Origin of the sequence: Pseudomonas syringae, assembly GCF_023278085.1 — a bacterium.
Classification (GTDB): Bacteria; Pseudomonadota; Gammaproteobacteria; order Pseudomonadales; family Pseudomonadaceae; genus Aquipseudomonas; species Aquipseudomonas syringae_Q.
The window spans coordinates 4,698,993-4,715,721 of sequence record NZ_CP066265.1 but is presented as its reverse complement, the minus strand read 5'-3'; the positions used below and the strand labels follow the sequence as shown (position 1 = coordinate 4,715,721).

The 16,729-nt window shown below is 61.2% G+C and carries 16 protein-coding genes; 2 read left to right on the top strand and 14 right to left on the bottom strand.

Annotated elements, in window-relative coordinates; translation table 11 throughout:
* Window positions 1-8: 8 nt before the first annotated feature.
* From prmA to cpaB, 13 genes are all read right to left on the bottom strand, one after another.
* Window positions 9-887 carry a 50S ribosomal protein L11 methyltransferase gene (gene prmA / locus I9H07_RS21025; RefSeq protein ID WP_058392513.1) on the bottom strand — a complete coding sequence of 293 codons (879 nt, stop codon included), beginning with the start codon at window positions 885-887 and terminating at the stop codon, window positions 9-11.
* 137 nt (window positions 888-1,024) lie between these two features.
* The gene (gene accC, locus I9H07_RS21020; protein ID WP_024674969.1) at window positions 1,025-2,368 is read right to left on the bottom strand and encodes an acetyl-CoA carboxylase biotin carboxylase subunit; all 1,344 of its coding nucleotides are present in this window, start codon (window positions 2,366-2,368) and stop codon (window positions 1,025-1,027) included.
* A 17-nt stretch (window positions 2,369-2,385) separates the two neighbouring features.
* On the bottom strand, window positions 2,386-2,841 hold the full coding sequence (gene accB / locus I9H07_RS21015; protein WP_024674970.1) for an acetyl-CoA carboxylase biotin carboxyl carrier protein: 456 nt from the start codon (window positions 2,839-2,841) through the stop codon (window positions 2,386-2,388).
* A gap of 77 nt (window positions 2,842-2,918) precedes the next feature.
* On the bottom strand, window positions 2,919-3,371 hold the full coding sequence (gene aroQ, locus I9H07_RS21010) for a type II 3-dehydroquinate dehydratase (protein ID WP_024674971.1): 453 nt from the start codon (window positions 3,369-3,371) through the stop codon (window positions 2,919-2,921).
* A 129-nt stretch (window positions 3,372-3,500) separates the two neighbouring features.
* Window positions 3,501-5,285 (bottom strand): protein-disulfide reductase DsbD, encoded by a 1,785-nt coding sequence (locus tag I9H07_RS21005; protein ID WP_268801390.1) that lies wholly within the window; start codon window positions 5,283-5,285, stop codon window positions 3,501-3,503.
* A gap of 106 nt (window positions 5,286-5,391) precedes the next feature.
* Window positions 5,392-5,664: a DUF3613 domain-containing protein gene (locus I9H07_RS21000; RefSeq protein WP_024674973.1), complete on the bottom strand. Its 273-nt coding sequence runs from the start codon at window positions 5,662-5,664 to the stop codon at window positions 5,392-5,394.
* Window positions 5,661-6,401 carry a hypothetical protein gene (locus I9H07_RS20995; RefSeq protein ID WP_024674974.1) on the bottom strand — a complete coding sequence of 247 codons (741 nt, stop codon included), beginning with the start codon at window positions 6,399-6,401 and terminating at the stop codon, window positions 5,661-5,663. The genes I9H07_RS21000 and I9H07_RS20995 overlap by 4 nt, the downstream gene beginning before the upstream one ends.
* A 48-nt stretch (window positions 6,402-6,449) precedes the next feature.
* Window positions 6,450-7,337 (bottom strand): type II secretion system F family protein, encoded by an 888-nt coding sequence (locus I9H07_RS20990; RefSeq protein WP_236423714.1) that lies wholly within the window; start codon window positions 7,335-7,337, stop codon window positions 6,450-6,452.
* A 1-nt stretch (window position 7,338) separates the two neighbouring features.
* Entirely contained in the window at window positions 7,339-8,223 is an 885-nt protein-coding gene (locus tag I9H07_RS20985; protein ID WP_236423716.1) for a type II secretion system F family protein, read from the bottom strand.
* 19 nt (window positions 8,224-8,242) lie between these two features.
* Complete coding sequence (locus I9H07_RS20980; RefSeq protein WP_024674977.1) at window positions 8,243-9,499, bottom strand: CpaF family protein; 1,257 nt, start codon at window positions 9,497-9,499, stop codon at window positions 8,243-8,245.
* The gene (locus I9H07_RS20975; protein ID WP_236423718.1) at window positions 9,499-10,689 is read right to left on the bottom strand and encodes an AAA family ATPase; all 1,191 of its coding nucleotides are present in this window, start codon (window positions 10,687-10,689) and stop codon (window positions 9,499-9,501) included. Before I9H07_RS20975 ends, I9H07_RS20980 begins: the two co-directional genes overlap by 1 nt.
* The gene (locus I9H07_RS20970; protein WP_236423720.1) at window positions 10,686-11,936 is read right to left on the bottom strand and encodes a type II and III secretion system protein family protein; all 1,251 of its coding nucleotides are present in this window, start codon (window positions 11,934-11,936) and stop codon (window positions 10,686-10,688) included. Before I9H07_RS20970 ends, I9H07_RS20975 begins: the two co-directional genes overlap by 4 nt.
* Window positions 11,937-11,956: 20 nt before the next feature.
* Window positions 11,957-12,916, bottom strand: coding sequence for a Flp pilus assembly protein CpaB (gene cpaB, locus I9H07_RS20965; RefSeq protein ID WP_236423721.1), 960 nt, complete (start codon window positions 12,914-12,916; stop codon window positions 11,957-11,959).
* 321 nt (window positions 12,917-13,237) lie between these two features.
* Here cpaB and I9H07_RS20960 point away from each other — a divergent pair, with 321 nt between their 5' ends.
* Window positions 13,238-13,462, top strand: coding sequence for a Flp family type IVb pilin (locus tag I9H07_RS20960; protein WP_236423723.1), 225 nt, complete (start codon window positions 13,238-13,240; stop codon window positions 13,460-13,462).
* Between the two features lie 40 nt (window positions 13,463-13,502).
* A complete protein-coding gene (locus I9H07_RS20955) occupies window positions 13,503-13,910 on the top strand; it encodes a response regulator (protein WP_024674981.1) in 408 nt (135 codons plus the stop codon).
* 377 nt (window positions 13,911-14,287) lie between these two features.
* Here I9H07_RS20955 and pbpC read toward each other — a convergent pair whose 3' ends face one another.
* Complete coding sequence (gene pbpC, locus I9H07_RS20950; RefSeq protein ID WP_236423725.1) at window positions 14,288-16,636, bottom strand: peptidoglycan glycosyltransferase PbpC; 2,349 nt, start codon at window positions 16,634-16,636, stop codon at window positions 14,288-14,290.
* Window positions 16,637-16,729: the final 93 nt, after the last annotated feature.

Below are 16,729 nucleotides of genomic sequence, written 5' to 3'. Positions count from 1 at the left end.
TGCGGCGATTAACGGCGGCGGCCTGTGATGCGTACCCAGCCATCACGGTTTGCGATCGGGTCAAGCTCAAAGCTTTCAGCATAGGCCGCAGCGACTTCTTCGCCCTGTTCGGCCAGGATCCCGGACAGCGCCAGGCGACCGCCGGTCTTTACCAGCGTGGTCAATTGCGGGGCCAGCGAGACCAGCGGGCCGGCCAGAATGTTGGCCACCAGCACGTCGGCTTGCTGGGCGGGCAGGTCTTGCGGCAGGTACAGCGGGAAACGTTCGGTCGCGATGTGGTTGCGCCCGGCGTTGTCGCGCGAGGCTTCCAGCGCCTGTACGTCGATGTCGGTGCCCACCGCCTGTTCGGCACCCAGCAGCAGTGCGGCGATGGCCAGAATGCCCGAGCCGCAACCGAAATCCAGTACGTTGCAGCCTTTGAGGTCCTGGCCATCAAGCCATTCAAGGCACAGAGCGGTGGTCGGGTGCGTGCCGGTGCCGAATGCCAGGCCCGGATCGAGCAGCAGGTTGACCGCGTCGGGTTCCGGCGCAACATGCCAGCTCGGGACGATCCACAGACGCTGGCCAAAGCGCATTGGCTGGAAGTTGTCCATCCAGCTGCGTTCCCAGTCCTGATCCTCGATGACTTCGGCGCTGTGTTCGGGCAGTTCTGCGCCGGTCAGCAGGCTCAGGTGAGCAAGGACCATTTCGGCATCGGTGTCCGCTTCGAACAGCGCCAGCAAGTGGGTGTGCGTCCACAGCGGCGTGGTATTGAGCTCGGGTTCGAAAATCGGCTGGTCTTCGGCATCCATGAACGTCACGGACACGGCGCCGACTTCAAGCAGGGCGTCCTCGTAGGTTTCGGCTTGTTCTGGGCTGATGGCGAGACGGACTTGCAGCCAAGGCATGGCGGATTACCTTCGATTCGGAAATAGGTGCGGCTTGCACGGCCGTTGAGGCCGCAGGAAGCGGGCAAGTTTACTGCTATGCGCTGCAAACAACAAAGCCGCATCACTGCGGCTTTGTCGTTCTGAAACACGTTGGCTTATTGATTGGCCAGTTTGTGTTCCAGGTAGTGGATGTTGACGCCGCCTTCGCAGAAGCCTTCATCACGTGTCAGATCACGGTGCAGCGGGATGTTGGTCTTGATCCCGTCGACCACGATTTCGTCCAGGGCATTGCGCATGCGTGCCATGGCTTCTTCGCGAGTCGCGCCCCACGTGATCACCTTGCCGATCAGCGAGTCGTAGTTCGACGGTACCTTGTAACCGCTGTACAGGTGCGAGTCGACCCGCACGCCGTTGCCGCCTGGTGCATGGAAATGCTTGACCAGACCCGGGCTCGGAACGAAGGTTTTCGGATCTTCAGCGTTGATCCGGCATTCCAGCGCATGGCCCTTGATGACGACGTCATCCTGGGTGTACGACAGTTTGTTGCCGGCGGCGATGCTGAGCATCTCCTTGACGATGTCGATACCGGTGACCATTTCCGAAACCGGATGCTCCACCTGAACACGGGTGTTCATTTCGATGAAGTAGAAACGACCGTTCTCGTACAGGAACTCGAAAGTCCCCGCGCCGCGATAGCCGATGTCGACGCACGCCTTGACGCAGGCGGCCAGTACATCAGCCCGTGCCTGTTCATCGATGAACGGTGCCGGTGCTTCTTCCAGAACCTTCTGGTGACGACGTTGCAGCGAGCAATCGCGGTCGCCCAGGTGAATCGCCTGACCCTGGCCATCGGAAATGACCTGGACTTCCACGTGACGTGGGTTGGTCAGGTATTTTTCCAGATAGACCATCGGGTTGCTGAACCAGGCTGCCGCTTCGGCGCGGGTCTGGGAAGCGGCCTCAATCAGGTCTTCTTCGCGATGCACCACACGCATGCCGCGACCACCACCGCCACCGGCGGCCTTGATGATCACCGGATAGCCGACTTCGCGACCGATGCGCAGAGCGGTTTCTTCGTCTTCCGGCAGCGGGCCGTCGGAACCTGGAACGGTTGGCACGTTGGCCAGCTTCATGGCGTCCTTGGCAGAAACCTTGTCGCCCATCAGGCGAATGGTGTCTGCTTTCGGGCCGATGAAGGCAAAACCGGATTTTTCGACCTGTTCGGCGAAATCGGCGTTTTCCGCGAGGAAGCCGTAGCCCGGGTGAATCGCCGTGGCGCCGGTTACTTCAGCCGCAGAGATGATCGCCGGGATGTTCAGGTAGGACAGATTGGCCGGTGCGGGACCGATGCAGACGGTTTCGTCTGCCAGGCCCAGGTGCATCAGCTCGCGATCTGCCGTGGAGTGTACAGCGACGGTCTTGATGCCCAGTTCTTTACAGGCACGCAAGATGCGCAAGGCAATTTCGCCGCGGTTGGCGATCAGAACTTTTTCCAACATCGCAGGCTCTCCCCGGTTCAAACGATAGTGAACAGCGGCTGGTCAAACTCAACCGGCTGACCGTTTTCTACCAGGATGGATTCGATCACACCGCTGGCTTCTGCCGTGATGTGGTTCATCATTTTCATCGCTTCGACGATGCAGATGGTGTCGCCTTTCTTCACGGTCTGGCCGACTTCGACGAATGCTGGCGAAGTAGGGGCCGGGGTGCGGTAGAACGTACCGACCATTGGCGACTTGACCACAAAACCGTTCAGCTTCGGAGCCGCTGGCGCCTCTGCTGCGGCCGGAGCGGCGGCAGGTGCTGGTGCTGCGACCGGAGCGGCCATTGGAGCAGGAGCATAGTAAGGCTGCGCCGGGGTCTTGCTGTGACGGCTGATCCGTACGGACTCTTCGCCTTCACGAATTTCCAGCTCGTCAATGCCGGACTCTTCCAGCAGTTCGATCAGTTTCTTGACTTTGCGAATATCCATTAATCAACTCCCAAGGTTCTGTAAGGGCTTTTTGGCGGCTGCTTCAAGCCGTGAGGTCAGCTTCAGGGCTGTACTCGTCACGGCTTGGCGCTGGCGGCCAGTTGTTCCAGAGCGGCTTCCAGGGCCAGTCGGTATCCGCTGGCGCCCAGGCCGCAGATCACTCCTACAGCGACGTCTGAAAAGTAGGAGTGATGACGAAAAGGTTCGCGTTTGTGCACGTTTGATAAGTGCACTTCGATGAATGGGATGCTCACTCCCATCAGCGCGTCACGTATTGCAACGCTTGTATGCGTAAAAGCGGCCGGATTGATCAAAATAAAATCCACACCCTCATCACGAGCGGCATGGATTCGGTCGATCAATTCATATTCGGCATTGCTTTGCAGATACATCAGATGGTGACCGGCATCGCGCGCGCGCTGCTCCAGGTCCTGATTGATCTGAGGCAGGGTGATGGTGCCGTAGACCCCGGGTTCCCGAGTACCCAGCAGGTTCAGGTTGGGCCCGTGAAGGACCAGGATAGTCGCCATTGCGTGTTCCTTTTGTTGTCTGCGAGCGGTTTACGCCCGGCGACTATGCCGGAAGGGCAATGGACTGTCCAGTTAACTACAGTAGCCAGCACGATGACCGATATTCGCGCAAAGTTTATGACTCATCGTTTAGTTTGGGTCATTTGCTCTATTCAGGCGCTCAAGCATGCCTGTTACGTCGATTTCGCCGACGACTCGCACATTTTGCAGTTCTTCGCCGTTTTTGCCGAAAAAAAGCATCGCCGGCGGGCCAAACAGCTTGTAGCGGTCGAGCAGGGCGCGTTGTTCTGCATTGCTGTCGGTCATGTCGAAACGGATCAGGCTGTACCCCGCCAGCCCGGCGACGACACCCGGATCAGGCAGGACTTCGTGTTCGATGACTTTGCAACTGATGCACCAGTCGGCGTACCAGTCGAGCAGCAATGGCTTGCCCGCGCTGCTGGCTTCCTGCAGTACGCGGTCCAGTTCGGCCGAGGTGGTAATCGTCTGCCATTGCGAGGCGGTCGATGCCGCTGCCCCGTTGTTTGCCGTGGCGTATTCCCGGCCCAGGGGGCGCATGGGGTCGGTCTGTCCGGACAACGCGCCGTACCAGCTGGCCAGTGCATAGACCAGCAGCGCCAGCCCGAGCAGTTGCGCCAGTTTTTGCCGGGTGGTTTTTTCGGTGAATTCCAGGGCGCCGAGAAACAGCGCGACACCAGCCGACAGCAGGCCGACCAGCAGTAGGGTGATTTGCCCCGGCAGCACGCGGCTGAGCAGGCCGATTGCCAGAGCCAGCAGCAACACACCAATCGCATTCTTCACGGTGACCAGCCACGGGCCGCTTTTCGGCAGCCAGGTGGCACCCCCGGTCGCGATCAACAGGAGCGGCGCGCCCATTCCCAGCCCCAGGGCAAACAGTTTCAAGCCACCACCCAGCGCATCACCACTGGCACTGATGTACAGCAGCGCGCCCGCCAGTGGGGCTGACACGCACGGCGAGACCAGCAGGCTGGAAACCACGCCCAGTACTGCTGCACCCCAAAGTGAACCGCCTTCGGTCTTGCCGGCGATACGGTCCAGACGCGAGCTGATCGATTGCGGCAGGCGCAGTTCGAACGCACCGAACATCGCGATGGCAAAAATCACGAAGAACGCTGAAAACGGCACCAGCACCCAGGCTGATTGCAGTCGTGCCTGGAGATTCAGGCCTGCACCGAACATGCCCATCAGCGCGCCGAGCAACGCAAAACAGGCTGCCATCGGCAACACGTAAGCGAGAGACAGGCTCAGACCGCGCAGGCCGCCAACCTGACCGCGCAGCACGACGCCGGACAGAATCGGCAGCATCGGCAATACACACGGGGTAAAGGTCAGGCCGACACCGGCGAGGAAAAACAGCGCCAGTTCTTTCCAGCCCCAAGTGGCTGCAGGCGCCGGTGCGGATGCCTCGGCAAGCGGGCTGGCAGCCACATCGCCGATGGTCAGCCGTTCGGTTTCAGGCGGGTAGCACAGGCCCTTGTCGGCGCAGCCCTGGTAGGTGACAACCAGCGTGAAGGGGCGCTGCTCACCGGGTTTGCGTGGCAGGTCGATGTCGAGAATGCCGTGATAGACCTCTACGTCGCCGAAGTACTCGTCATGTTTCTGTTCGCCCTTGGGCAACTGCGCTTCGCCCAGGCCGATATCGGCGGGCTCGGTGCGGAACTGAAAGCGATGGCGGTACAGGTAATAGCCTTCGGTGGCGACCAGGCGCAGCTTGATTGATTCTGGCGTGGTGTCGACCAGGCTCAACTGAAACGCCTGACGAACCGGCAGAAAATCCTTGCTGTTATCCAGCGAGGTGCCACCCAGTGTCGAAGCGGGACGGTTATCAAACAGGCCCGAAGCCGAGACCGGCAGGGCGAGGATCAGTAACATCAGGCAGAGCAAACGGCGCATGGCAATCTCGAATCTCGAAAGTCCGCGCATGATAACGGAGTGCTTCCCGGCCTGCCGAGGGCAGGTTGTAAGAGTGGGTTTCAGTAGGTCGGTGATAATGCCAGATTTACTTCTTGCCCGATGAAAAGCTGCCGCCCGCTTCCTGATCGTAAAACTCCGGGATCTTGTATTTATAGGTTTCAAGCCAGCGTTGCAGGCTCAAGTCACGTTCCGCCGCGGTGTTGACTTGCGGCGTCGGCGAAGCTGCTCTGCCACTGGCCTGTAGCTGCAGCCACGTTTCGGTCTGCCTGGGGGCGGAGGTCGACGGGTCACTGTTGTCAGCCCAGGTGTTGTCGGCAATCAACAGCAGGGCAATGCCTGCCAGCATGATGCGCTTCATGGTCGTCCCTCGTGTGACGGAAGAGTCGTTTGCCCCGCCGCGCTCGCGACAGGTCTGGCGGGTGCCGACCGGGCGGCGGCGGGTTTCCTGAGTTGCTCGGCGCGCGCCTGGGCATCGGTGATCTGCTCAGGCGTCAGTCCTGCCCTGGTGGCCAGCTCGGCAGCCTGTGTCCAGTTGTTCTGATAAATCAGCAGCGTGGCCAGATTCACGGCTGCCAGCGAGTCGGACTGTTTGAGTTCCATGGCCGTCAGAAATTGAAAGCGTGCCGGCTCCAGTTGCAACTGGTTGAGGTACACCACACCCAGATCGTTGCGGATTTTTTCGTCGGTCGGTTGCAGCTTGCTGGCTCTGAGCAAGTGCTGCTCAGCCAGCACATTGTCACCGCGCGCCGCAGCGAGCTGCCCCAAGCCATGTTCACCCTGCGCGGCGCGACAGGTGCCCAGCAGGCTGCGATACAGCGGCTCGGCTTCATTGCTGCCCAGCAGGCGCAAGACCCGGGCCTTGCGCAGGCGGACCTCGCCAAGGCTGTCCGGCAAGCCTTCGAGATTGGCCAGACTGGCATGCAGGCGCCCTTCATCGGCCATGTTTTGCGCGAGATTGAGGGCGAACTCCTGATCCGAAGTCAGCTTGGGGCACTCGCTGGCCTGTGCCGCAGACGTCTGCGTCCACAATGCCCGACCGTCGCTGGCACATCCGCTCAGCATCAGGATGCCGATAACCGCAATGGCTGCTTTCATCAAACCTTTTCCTTCCTTGTAGTGGCGAACCAACACTGGCGACCCGGGTTATAAACCGCCCAGAGCGCGACTGATGGCGATGAATCCGGGCCCGGCCAGAACGATCAGCAAGGCCGGGAACAGGAACACCATCATCACCATCGACATTTTCGCCGACAGCTTGGAGATGTATTCCTGCAACCGGGTCAGGCGTCGATCGTCGATCAGTTGCTTGAGCGTCAGCAGCGATTTCAGGGCTCCGCCGCCCTGATGGATCAGTTGATTGAGGATCACGCAGGTATCGCTCAGCTCATCGACCGCCAGCAGCGCAGCGGTCTTGCGCAGTTCTTCACCCAACTCCAGCCCGGAATCGACCCGGGTCAGAACCGTACGGATTTCTTCGGACAGTACCGGCAGCAGGTCCTTGCCCTCGTTGCTCAGCACGCGCAAGGCCTGTTCGACCGCCATGCCGGATTCGAACAGGATGCGCAGCAGGGGGATAAACGTGGAAATCTCTACCACCACCTGTTTCTGTCGGCGTTTGGCGGCTGCGGCGAGAATTCTCTTCGGCAGCAGGTAACCGACGCCCAGCGCAAAAACCGGCGCAATCAATGGCTGCTCGACAGCTTTGAAAAACAGCAGCTGGGCCAGCGCGACTATGCACATCAACCCGACAGGCACGCCGATCTGGCAGGCAGCAAACAGCGAACGTTTACTCGCGCGACGCCAGCCGATGCGGTTGAGTAATATCTGGGTTTCCGAATCGAGGCTGATGCTGCGCTGGCCGAGTCGCGTGTCACCCAGCAGGCGCAGCAGGCTGCCGAAACGGCTTTCGCGCACGACAACGCCTCGCAGGCGCTGCGCCACCAGACGCTCGTCGCGACGCCTGCGGGCCAGTCCGGACAGCAGAAGAAACGCCGCCGCGGTGAGCATCAGGGCACTGAACAGCAGATCCATGTCAAATGCTCCTCAGCATGCGCCACAACATCAGGCAGCCCAACAATTGCAGGGCAAACGCCATGCTCAGCAGGATGCGTCCGCTGCCGTCGTTCCACATGTGCAGCAGGTAATTGGGGTTCACGGCCATGAAATAACCAGCCATGCCGACCGGCAGCAGCCCTAGCACCAGTGCCGTCATGCGCGTTTCGCCGGTCATGGCGCGCAACTGGCGACCGGCCTGCTCGCGGTCGCGAATCAGCCTGATCAGGTTCTCCATCAGTTCGCTGGCATTGCCGCCATACCGATGGTTGACCCGCAGGCCCAGGGCAAACAGGTGAAACTCGTCGCTTTCGTACAGTTCGGCGAAATCCCTGGCGGCATCCGGCAGGCTCACCCCCAGTTGCACGTTGCGTTCGATGCGGCTCATGCCGTCCTTGAGCGGCTGGTCTGCGGCGGCGATACCGTAAAGCACGGCATCGGCCAGGGTTCTGCCTGATTTGAGACTGCGCACGCTGTGGTCGAGCAATTGCGGCAGTTGCTCGATCATGCGCCGCACACGCACGCGAGCCCGCCAAGAAACGAACAAACGCAACATCAGCGGCACGCCAAGCAGCGCAGCGCCCGCGCCGATGCCGCCGCCCAGCCCGTAGCCGATCAGAATCAGCAGCGCATACAGCGTCAACACCAGGCCCACGCGCTCGGTCGGCAGGCCCAGCCCGGCGCGTATAAAAGCCCGGTCGAGCCAGGCCCAGCCGGTTTTTTCGACAACAGGCTCGACCTGGCCTGCCGTCAGGCGCTGCCTGACCCGTTCGCTGGCCTCTTGATTGAGCGCTAGATAAAACATGCGCACGGACGCCATCAGCAGCAGCACGGAAACCAGGCCGAGTATCAGAGATGCCGTCATGCCGCCTCCTTGGTCTGAATCAGTAGCCCGGCCGCAGTTTTTCACCGGCAGCATGCGCAGCCTCACGCATGAAACCGACCCCGGTGCGCCGATCCAGACGAAACAGCGTGTTGGTGACATAGATGTCATCGCGCACACCGACCACTTCCACCACCTCGCTGACGCAGCGTCGACCATCCGGCAGGCGGGCCAGCTGGATGATCACGTCCAGCGCCGCACAGACCATTTGCCGCAGAGTCTTTTCGGGAATCAGGCGTCCGGTCAGGCCGACCAGGGTTTCCAGACGCAACAGCGCATCCTGTGCATTGTTGGCGTGGACGGTGCTCATCGAGCCATCGTGGCCGGTGTTCATCGCCGTCAACACGTCCAGCACTTCGACGCCACGAATCTCGCCGAGGATGATGCGGTCCGGGCGCATCCGCAGTGAGTTGCGAATCAGGTCGCTGGCCCTTACCTCGCCATGGCCTTCGGCATTCGGCGGGCGGGTTTCCAGGCGCACCACGTGTGGATGGCTGAGTTGCAGTTCGGCCACGTCTTCGATGGTCACCAGGCGTTGGCTGCTGTCGATCAACTGGCTCAGGACGTTGAGCATGGTGGTTTTGCCCGTGCCGGTGCCGCCGCTGACCAGAATGTTGCAGCGCTTGCCGACTGCTTCCTGGAAAAATTCGAAGATCGGCTGGTCGATGGTCTGCATGGCCACCAGATCGGCGCTTTTGAGCATGTCCTTGCGAAATTTCCGTATCGACAGACAAGGGCCGTCCAGCGCGATGGGCGGGATGATGGCATTGACCCGGCTGCCATCGGGCAGGCGGGCGTCGACCATCGGCGAGGACTCGTCCAGCCGCCGACCCATCGGGGCGAGAATGCGCTGCATCACGCGCTCGACATGATGCGAATCCATGAAACGCAGGTCCGTGTGATGCAATACACCGTCACGTTCGACGAACACTTTGCTCGGTCCGTTGACCAGGATTTCCGTAACCGAGCTGTCGCGCAGCAGCACTTCCAGCGGGCCGAAACCGGTCAGCTCATCGACCAGCTCTTCAGCCAGACGCTCCATTTCGTAACGCGAGATGGCCAGCCGCAGGCGAGCGACGTACTCGGCCACCTTGTCGATGACAAATTGCGCCAGCGCCGGTCGCGATCCTTCAAGCAGGTTTTTGCCGCTTTCTTCGATGCCGTCGATAATGTAGCGGTGCAACACCAGTTTCAGGCCTTGCCCGTCATTGGCCTGACCTGGCGAGCGTGAGGACACGCCAAACAGTTTTTCCGCCATCATTTATTCCCCCACAGTCGTGCGAACCAGCCCTGATCCGGTTTGTCGTGAGTATCGGAGTGACGAGCGAGGTGTTCACCAAGGCGGCGCAGCCCGGTGCACAAGGCGTCACGCGACGCCAGTTCGAAGAGTGTGATGCCCTGATTCTTGGCGTTGAGGCGCAGCTCCGGCGCGAGGGGCAGCACGGCAAGCACCGGCAGGCCGAAGGTTTTGCCCAGGGTTTCCGCGTTGGGCGCGACCGAGCGCTGGTAGCGGTCGACCAACAGGCCGGCGTGCTGCATTTTCATGCCTTTTTCGCGCCAGTGGGCGAGCACGGTCAGATTACGACGGCAGCCCAGTACGCTCTGATCGGTGTACCACAGCAGTTGATCGCAATGGCTGACCAGCGAGCGCAGCGCCTCACTGTCCGGCTGGCCCACGAGGTTGACGATGACGTGCTGAAAGTGCTGACGCAACGCGCTCAGCAGCATGTACAGCTCGGCGGCGCTGGACTGCTCCAGATGATCGTCGGCGTCGGTGTAGGCCAGAATGCGCAAGCCGCTTTCGCAGGTAGTGAACGCACTGTCGATCAGCGTTGCATCCAGCCTGCGCAGGTGGCGCAGGGCATCACCGAAGCTGAACGAGGATTCCAGACCCAGCATCGACAGGCTGTCGCCGCGTGGCAGGCCCATGTCCAGCAGCAGCGTGCGTTGCCCGGTCTTGTGCACCACCATCGCCAGATGTGTCGCGATCAGCGCTCCGTCGTCATCGCTTTGCGCGCCATACAGCACTGACAGGCCGCTCATGTTCGGGTTCGGCGTCACGGCGGGCAGACGCTTGCTCAGGCGTCTGACCAGCCCGGCGACTTCGCTGGAGCGCGAACCGTAGGCCACGAAATCCCGAGCCCCGGCACGCATGGCGTTGAGCACCAACTGGTTGTCCATGCCATCGCCCAGCGCAACGATTGCCAGCATTGGCTTGGCTTCCAGCGCGCCTTCGATCAGCGCGCTCTGGGTCATCAGATGCTCGCGGTCGAGGCCGACGAACACCACGCTGGCAAAGGTCACGTCGACCAGCGCCAGCAGATCGTCGAGGCTGCCGGTTCCGGCGCTGACCACCTGACCCAGGGAACCGAGGGCGCTTTGCAGCCACTCCAGATCGGTGTTGTTACGGGTAATTGCCAGAAACGTCTGGCTCAGGCTCTGGCTCATTTGGATAACCCGCTGCGACGGTCAAAATCGCCGTTCTCCAGGAAATACAGGCGCGGGAAGCTCGGGTCGTAAGTGCGCAGACTCTCTCCCGGCAGCGAGGGCAATTGGGCATTGGCGGCCAGTGGTTGCACCAGATGCGGAGTGACGATCATCAGCAGCTCGCGCTCGTCGCGCTGGATCTGCGAGCTGCGGAAGAAAGCACCGAGGATCGGGATGTCGCCCAGACCGGGAAACTTGTCCACCGAGCCGCTGTTGCTGGAGCTGATCAGTCCGCTGACCACGAAGCTTTCGCCGTCGGCCAGCGCAATGCTGGTGTCGGTGCGCCGGATGTTCAGCGCCGGCACGGTCGTGCCGGCGATGGTGATACCGGCGGAGAAATCCAGCTCACTGACTTCCGGCGCAACCTTGAGCAGGATCCGGTCGCGTCCCACTACCGTCGGAGTCAGGGTCAGACGCACGCCGAATTCCTTGTACTCGATGGAAATGCCGTTGCCTTCACCATTGGGCACCGGCACCGGGAACTCGCCACCGGCCAGAAAGCTGGCGCTCTGGCCGTTCAGCGCCACCAGGCTGGGGCGTGCCAGTGTGTAGGCGTAGCCGCTGTTTTCCATGGCGTTGAGCATGCCCAGCACCTTGCTGCTGCCGCCACCCCAGACGATATTGAAGTTGCTGTTGTTCAGCGGAATGCTCGGCCGGGTGCCGCTGACTGTGCCGGGCGTGACGTTGACGCCGGGCACCGTGCCGGGCGCGCCGAACAGAAAATTGTTCGAGCCTTTGCCAAAGATCGAAGTGCTGGCTTCCTTGAGTTTGCTGCGGCTGACTTCGACGAAACGGATGTCGGTCTGCACCTGACTGGGCAACTGCGTATCGCCGGACGGCGCGGAGGCTGCCTCGACCATCGACACCGTGGCTCGGCCGCGGACGAATACCATGCTCTGGCGCGGAGCGGTCGAGCAGGCAGTCCAGACCATCAGGCTGGTCGTGCCCTGAGCGACGCCGGTCAATAGAAAGCCATCGTTGCCGCTGACGTGTACATCGGCAATTTTCGGGTCGCCCACGGCAATGCGGGTGATGGCGACCGGCGAACTGATGTTCTGTTGAATACCCTGATCGATTTCCACCGCCGCAGGCATCGCAGCCAGCGCGCTGCAACTGCCTGACGCGGCCCAGACTGAATCCACAGACAGGGCGGTCACCAGAACGACCAGCAGCCTGCTTTTTTTAACCGGCACGAAACAGCAGCTCATCAAATGCAATCCTTGCTCTATCAGGGAGTTTGTTGCGTGATCTGGTTACCGCGTATCACCTCGACGGGGCGCGGTGCGCGGGATGTTGCACCTGGCGTCGGCGCACTGGCCGTGCTCAGGCTCAATTGTCGGAAGCTGACCAGTTGACGATTGGCCGAATCCAGCCGCTCGGCGATGTCGCGACTGCCGGCTTCGCCCGCCCAGTAATTCTGCAGATTGCCTTCATCTGCACTGCGCACGGCCAGGCGCAATACGCCGGTTTGCGAGGCCAGCATCAGGCGCCCCAGCAGCGCTTCGGGCACGGCAACCGACACCGTCCGCGCATTGATCCGGTGCTGTTCTTGCTTGAGGCGTTCGTCAGCCGTAACGGGCTGCACCGGCTTGCCATTACGATCCGGGCCAAGCAATTCACCGATGCTGAGCACGCGCAGGGCGGGCACCACCACTTGGCTGGATCGATTGAGGTTGGTGGTGTCTTCCGGCAGATAAAGCAGCACGTCCACGTAATCGCCCGGGCTGAGCTGCCCGGACGCGCCGATCACTTCGTCCACCTGCAAGGCCAGCGCCCGCTCATGCGGACGAATCATCCTCGCCAGCGTGCCGCCTGCCTCGAAGCTGCTCTCGCTGAGCCAGGTTCCGGCAGTCAGCGTTCGCCAACTGCTGCGGCCTACGAGTTTATCGATGGCGTCAAAGCTTCCGGGCGGCGCGACCTTGAGGCGTTCGATTTCCAGATCATCCACAGTGATCGGCGTGTAGGCGGGGATATCCCGGGCGACGACCACGACATTGTGGCGCAATGATTCCTCGACGGACGGTGTCGGGGCGGTCTGGGTGGTTTGTTCGGCGGTTACCGGGGGTGCTGTCGGTGGGGCAGCGACAGATGCATCAGGCGGCCTGCCGATGACAATTCCCAAGTATCCGGCGATCAACGCACCCAGCAAAAACAGTACAGCGAGCACCATAGTGATACGACTGCTCATGGCAACTTTCCCTTTGTCATCGCAGGACACTCTCGAACCGGTGCGTCAACTTCGTAATAAAGCAACGGTGAACTGCATACAGGCTTTTGTGTGACGTTAGCTCATTGTTTAAAAAGCGCCATAGTGCTTTGGTATGAAAGGGTTTTTGTCTGATCAGGCAGCGCTTGAAGTGCCTGTTTCGGGGGTTATGCCGGGTCTATAACTTTCCGGTTAATGCTTTTTTGCGATTGTGGGTTTGGGGTTTGGGGACAATGCTGAGGGTGCAGATGGTTTCGCATGTGTGATGCATGTTCGCGCCTCGGAGGCGCAAGGAGAAATAAGATGTTCCTTACCAAGATTTATGTAGGTGCCTACACTCGGATTAGTTGTTTTTTGAGAGATCGTGAAGCTGCTTCAGGTATTGAGTACGCGTTGGTAGCGGCGATGGTTGCCGTGGCATTGATTGCTTTTGTTCCAGAAATCAGCAAAAGCGTGGCGGCAATTTTCACGAAAATTCAAACTGCCTTAACGGGTACGCCAGCAACCACCACACCTGCCGCGGGGTAGTTTATGATTGTGCTTCCGAGATACTTGTCGAGATAATCCTATGGCTGTCCATGCCCCCCGCCAGCAATTGCTTCTGGTTGACGACGAAGAGGACGCAAACGAGGAGCTGGCGGAATTGCTCGAAGGCGAGGGGTTCTGTTGCTTCACCGCGTCTTCCGTCAAGATGGCCTTGCACCAGCTGACTCTCCATCCGGATATCGCACTGGTGATCACTGATTTGCGGATGCCGGAGGAAAGCGGCATCCAGTTGATCCGCCACCTTCGCGATCACACCTCCCGCCAGCACTTGCCCGTCATCGTGACCTCAGGCCATGCCGATATGGACGACGTCAGCGACCTGCTGCGCCTGCATGTACTCGACCTGTTCCGCAAACCCATCTACCACGTCCGCTTGCTGGAAACCCTCAACAACCTGTTCCCCGAACCGAAGATTTTTCAGGTGCAGTGACGGCGGGTTTCGAAGCGCTAAGCGTTATACACAAGTCCCGATGAGCAAAAAAACGCAGCTCAGACCGCGACAGCTTTCGCCCCGCGCATGGGCGCGAGAAATGTTCTCCCGGACACCTATCGTTCCTCACGCTCCGCGTGGGAATGCAGTTCGTGACGCTCTGCGTCACATTGCAGCCATGGCGCATCACTCAACCCGGCCCAAGATATAGGCAGCACTAAAGCCTGCGACTCCTTTGCGCTTTGATACCGCGCCAGGCTGCAGCTTTGTGACGCGGAGCGTCACCCAATGCGTGCCAACGCGGAGCATTGGCACGAGAGTCAGTTGGACTTGTGTATAACGCTGAACGTCGGTCTTGATGCTCGGCGTCACACTCCTCACTCCACCACGCTGAATTCAACCCTTGCCGTCTGGCCGCTTTCGTCCAGGACGCTCAGTTGATAACGCCCTGGTTTGTTCAGGGTCGGGGTGAAATCTTGCCGGGTGTCGGTGTCTGCCAGCGGCGCGCCGTCGATGAACCACCAGCGTCGTCCGCTGCCGCCCAACGCCGAGAGTTTCAGGCGCAGGGCCTGGCGGCTGGTAGCGGGCAGGCGCAGGTTGTCGCCTTCGCGCACGCCGACGATGCTCAGTGGCGGTGCAAGGTTCAGGTTCTGCGGCGGGCAATCCGGGTCGGCGGGCGGCAGCCTTGTTTCACGGCGTTCCGCCTTGGGCAGCCAGGGTTCCAGCGGCGCCGGCCACAGGGCGATATCCTGCGGCTGGGCATCCGGGCAACTGGCGCCGACCCGCAAACCCTTGGCATTGACCCAGATTCGCTCCTGCAAACCCAGCCCGAGCGGTTGATCGGCTGCTTGCAAGGTCGGCGGCGTGGTGCTGTCCAGCGTCCAGGCGAAGCGCTGGCGGCGGCAATTCGGGTCGCTCTTGCTAATCGGCTGACCCAGCGGCCAGCAGATCGCCGCCACACCGACGTTCAACGGCACTGGTTGCACCGGCGCCGCAATCCCGCGCTGGCTGTCGCGATTGACCAGTACATCGTGAACCTGAAGCATCAGCGGTGCGGCGGAAGCCAGTCCGAACTGCCCCGGCACCGGCGTACCGTCCGGCCTGCCGATCCACACGCCCACCAGAAAGCGCGGCCCTACACCAATCGCCCAGGCATCACGGAAGCCATAACTGGTGCCGGTCTTCCAGGCCAGTTGCGGACGCTGCACCAGCTCTGCCCGCGGATCAATATCCGGCCGCGACTGACCGCTGAGAATACGACGGATAATCCACGCGGCCCCCGGCGACATCATCCGCCGTTCGCGCAGCCGGTCCTGCGGTTGCAGTCGCACATCGGCACTTCGACCGCCCCGGGCAAAGGCGCTGTACCCGGTCACCAGATCTTCCAGCCGGCTGCCGGCACCCCCCAGAATCAGCGCCAGACTGGGTTCGGCCAGCGGCGGCAAGGTCAGCGGCACGCCGCCATTGCGCAGTTCGGCGGCAAAGCGTTTCGGGCCATAGACTTCCAGCAGTTGCACAGCCGGCAGATTGAGTGACATCGACAGCGCCGAACTGGCCGCCACCGGCCCACCGAAACCGGTCGAGAAATTGCCCGGCCGGTAATCGCCATAACGACGCGGCACATCCTGCATCAGTGATTCGGAGTGAATCAGCCCGGCGTCCATCGCCATACCGTACAGAAACGGTTTAAGCGTCGAGCCCGGAGAACGCAGTGCGGTGACCATGTCCACATGGCCGAAACGCCTGGCATCGTTGATGTCCACCGAGCCCACGTAGGCGCGCACCGCCATGTTCTCCGCCTCGACCACCAGAATCGCCGCCGAGGTACGCTCCGGCAGCCGCGCCCGCCAGCCCATCAGCAAGTCTTCCATGCGCCGTTGCAGCGTGGCATCCAGCGTGGTGCGGATCAGCGGTGGGCTGTTCGGCCGATTCAGGCGTCGGGCCAGCAGTGGCGCAAGGCTCGGCTCTTGTCGCGGCGCCAGCCACAACGGTTCCTCCAGCGCTTCGTCGACGGCGCCCTGCGGCCATACCTGGAACTCGGCCAGTCGCTTGAGCACCTTGTCGCGGGCCAGTTGCGCGCGCTGCGGATGACGATCAGGGCGCAGACGGCTCGGCGCCTGCGGCAGCACCGCCAACAACGCGGCTTCGGCACGGGTCAGGTTTTGCGGCGATTTGCCCAGATACGTCCAACTGGCAGCGGCCACACCTTGCAGCGTGCCGCCAAACGGCGCGCGATTGAGGTACAGGTCGAGAATCTGATCTTTCGACAAATGCCACTCAAGCTGCAACGTGCGCCACAGTTGGCGAAATTTGCCGGGCAGGGTGCGTGAATGCGGGTCGAGCAGCCGCGCAACCTGCATCGACAGTGTGCTGCCGCCGGACACCACCCGCGTCCCGCTGAGGTTCTGCCAACTGGCGCGCACCAGCGCCAGCGGGTTCACGCCGGGATGACGGTAGAACCAGCGGTCTTCATAGGTCAGCAGCGCTTCAAGGTAGTACGGCGATACCTGGGCATGAGTGACCGGGTAGCGCCACACACCATTGGCATCGGCGAAACGCCATAACGGCGTGCCGTCTTCGGCCAGCACGACACGCGCCAGATCGTCCTTGGGCAGAGGCAACGGCCACAGGCGATCAGCGAGCCAGAGCAGGGCGATCAGGAACAACATGGCGCCTGTCAGCCATTTGATTTTTTGCACGAGGCGCATAAGAAATTCAGGTTTCAACGCAAAGAGCCTTTATGATCCACGGAACCTGAATCCCTGGCGACGGCCAAAGCGGACAGATCATTTTCTTCACGACCCCAATCAGGACGTACA

Excerpts from the sequence above, each read along its gene's own strand:
- cpaB (WP_236423721.1), bottom strand. The coding sequence starts at position 12,916 with ATGAGCAGTCGTATCACTATGGTGCTCGCTGTACTGTTTTTGCTGGGT.
- I9H07_RS20985 (WP_236423716.1), bottom strand. The coding sequence starts at position 8,223 with ATGACGGCATCTCTGATACTCGGCCTGGTTTCCGTGCTGCTGCTGATG.
- I9H07_RS20975 (WP_236423718.1), bottom strand. The coding sequence starts at position 10,689 with ATGAGCCAGAGCCTGAGCCAGACGTTTCTGGCAATTACCCGTAACAAC.
- I9H07_RS20995 (WP_024674974.1), bottom strand. The coding sequence starts at position 6,401 with ATGAAAGCAGCCATTGCGGTTATCGGCATCCTGATGCTGAGCGGATGT.
- aroQ (WP_024674971.1), bottom strand. The coding sequence starts at position 3,371 with ATGGCGACTATCCTGGTCCTTCACGGGCCCAACCTGAACCTGCTGGGT.
- I9H07_RS20955 (WP_024674981.1), top strand. The coding sequence starts at position 13,503 with ATGGCTGTCCATGCCCCCCGCCAGCAATTGCTTCTGGTTGACGACGAA.
- I9H07_RS20960 (WP_236423723.1), top strand. The coding sequence starts at position 13,238 with ATGTTCCTTACCAAGATTTATGTAGGTGCCTACACTCGGATTAGTTGT.
- I9H07_RS20970 (WP_236423720.1), bottom strand. The coding sequence starts at position 11,936 with ATGAGCTGCTGTTTCGTGCCGGTTAAAAAAAGCAGGCTGCTGGTCGTT.
- I9H07_RS21000 (WP_024674973.1), bottom strand. The coding sequence starts at position 5,664 with ATGAAGCGCATCATGCTGGCAGGCATTGCCCTGCTGTTGATTGCCGAC.
- I9H07_RS20980 (WP_024674977.1), bottom strand. The coding sequence starts at position 9,499 with ATGGCGGAAAAACTGTTTGGCGTGTCCTCACGCTCGCCAGGTCAGGCC.
- I9H07_RS21005 (WP_268801390.1), bottom strand. The coding sequence starts at position 5,285 with ATGCGCCGTTTGCTCTGCCTGATGTTACTGATCCTCGCCCTGCCGGTC.
- accB (WP_024674970.1), bottom strand. The coding sequence starts at position 2,841 with ATGGATATTCGCAAAGTCAAGAAACTGATCGAACTGCTGGAAGAGTCC.
- prmA (WP_058392513.1), bottom strand. The coding sequence starts at position 887 with ATGCCTTGGCTGCAAGTCCGTCTCGCCATCAGCCCAGAACAAGCCGAA.
- I9H07_RS20990 (WP_236423714.1), bottom strand. The coding sequence starts at position 7,337 with ATGGATCTGCTGTTCAGTGCCCTGATGCTCACCGCGGCGGCGTTTCTT.
- accC (WP_024674969.1), bottom strand. The coding sequence starts at position 2,368 with ATGTTGGAAAAAGTTCTGATCGCCAACCGCGGCGAAATTGCCTTGCGC.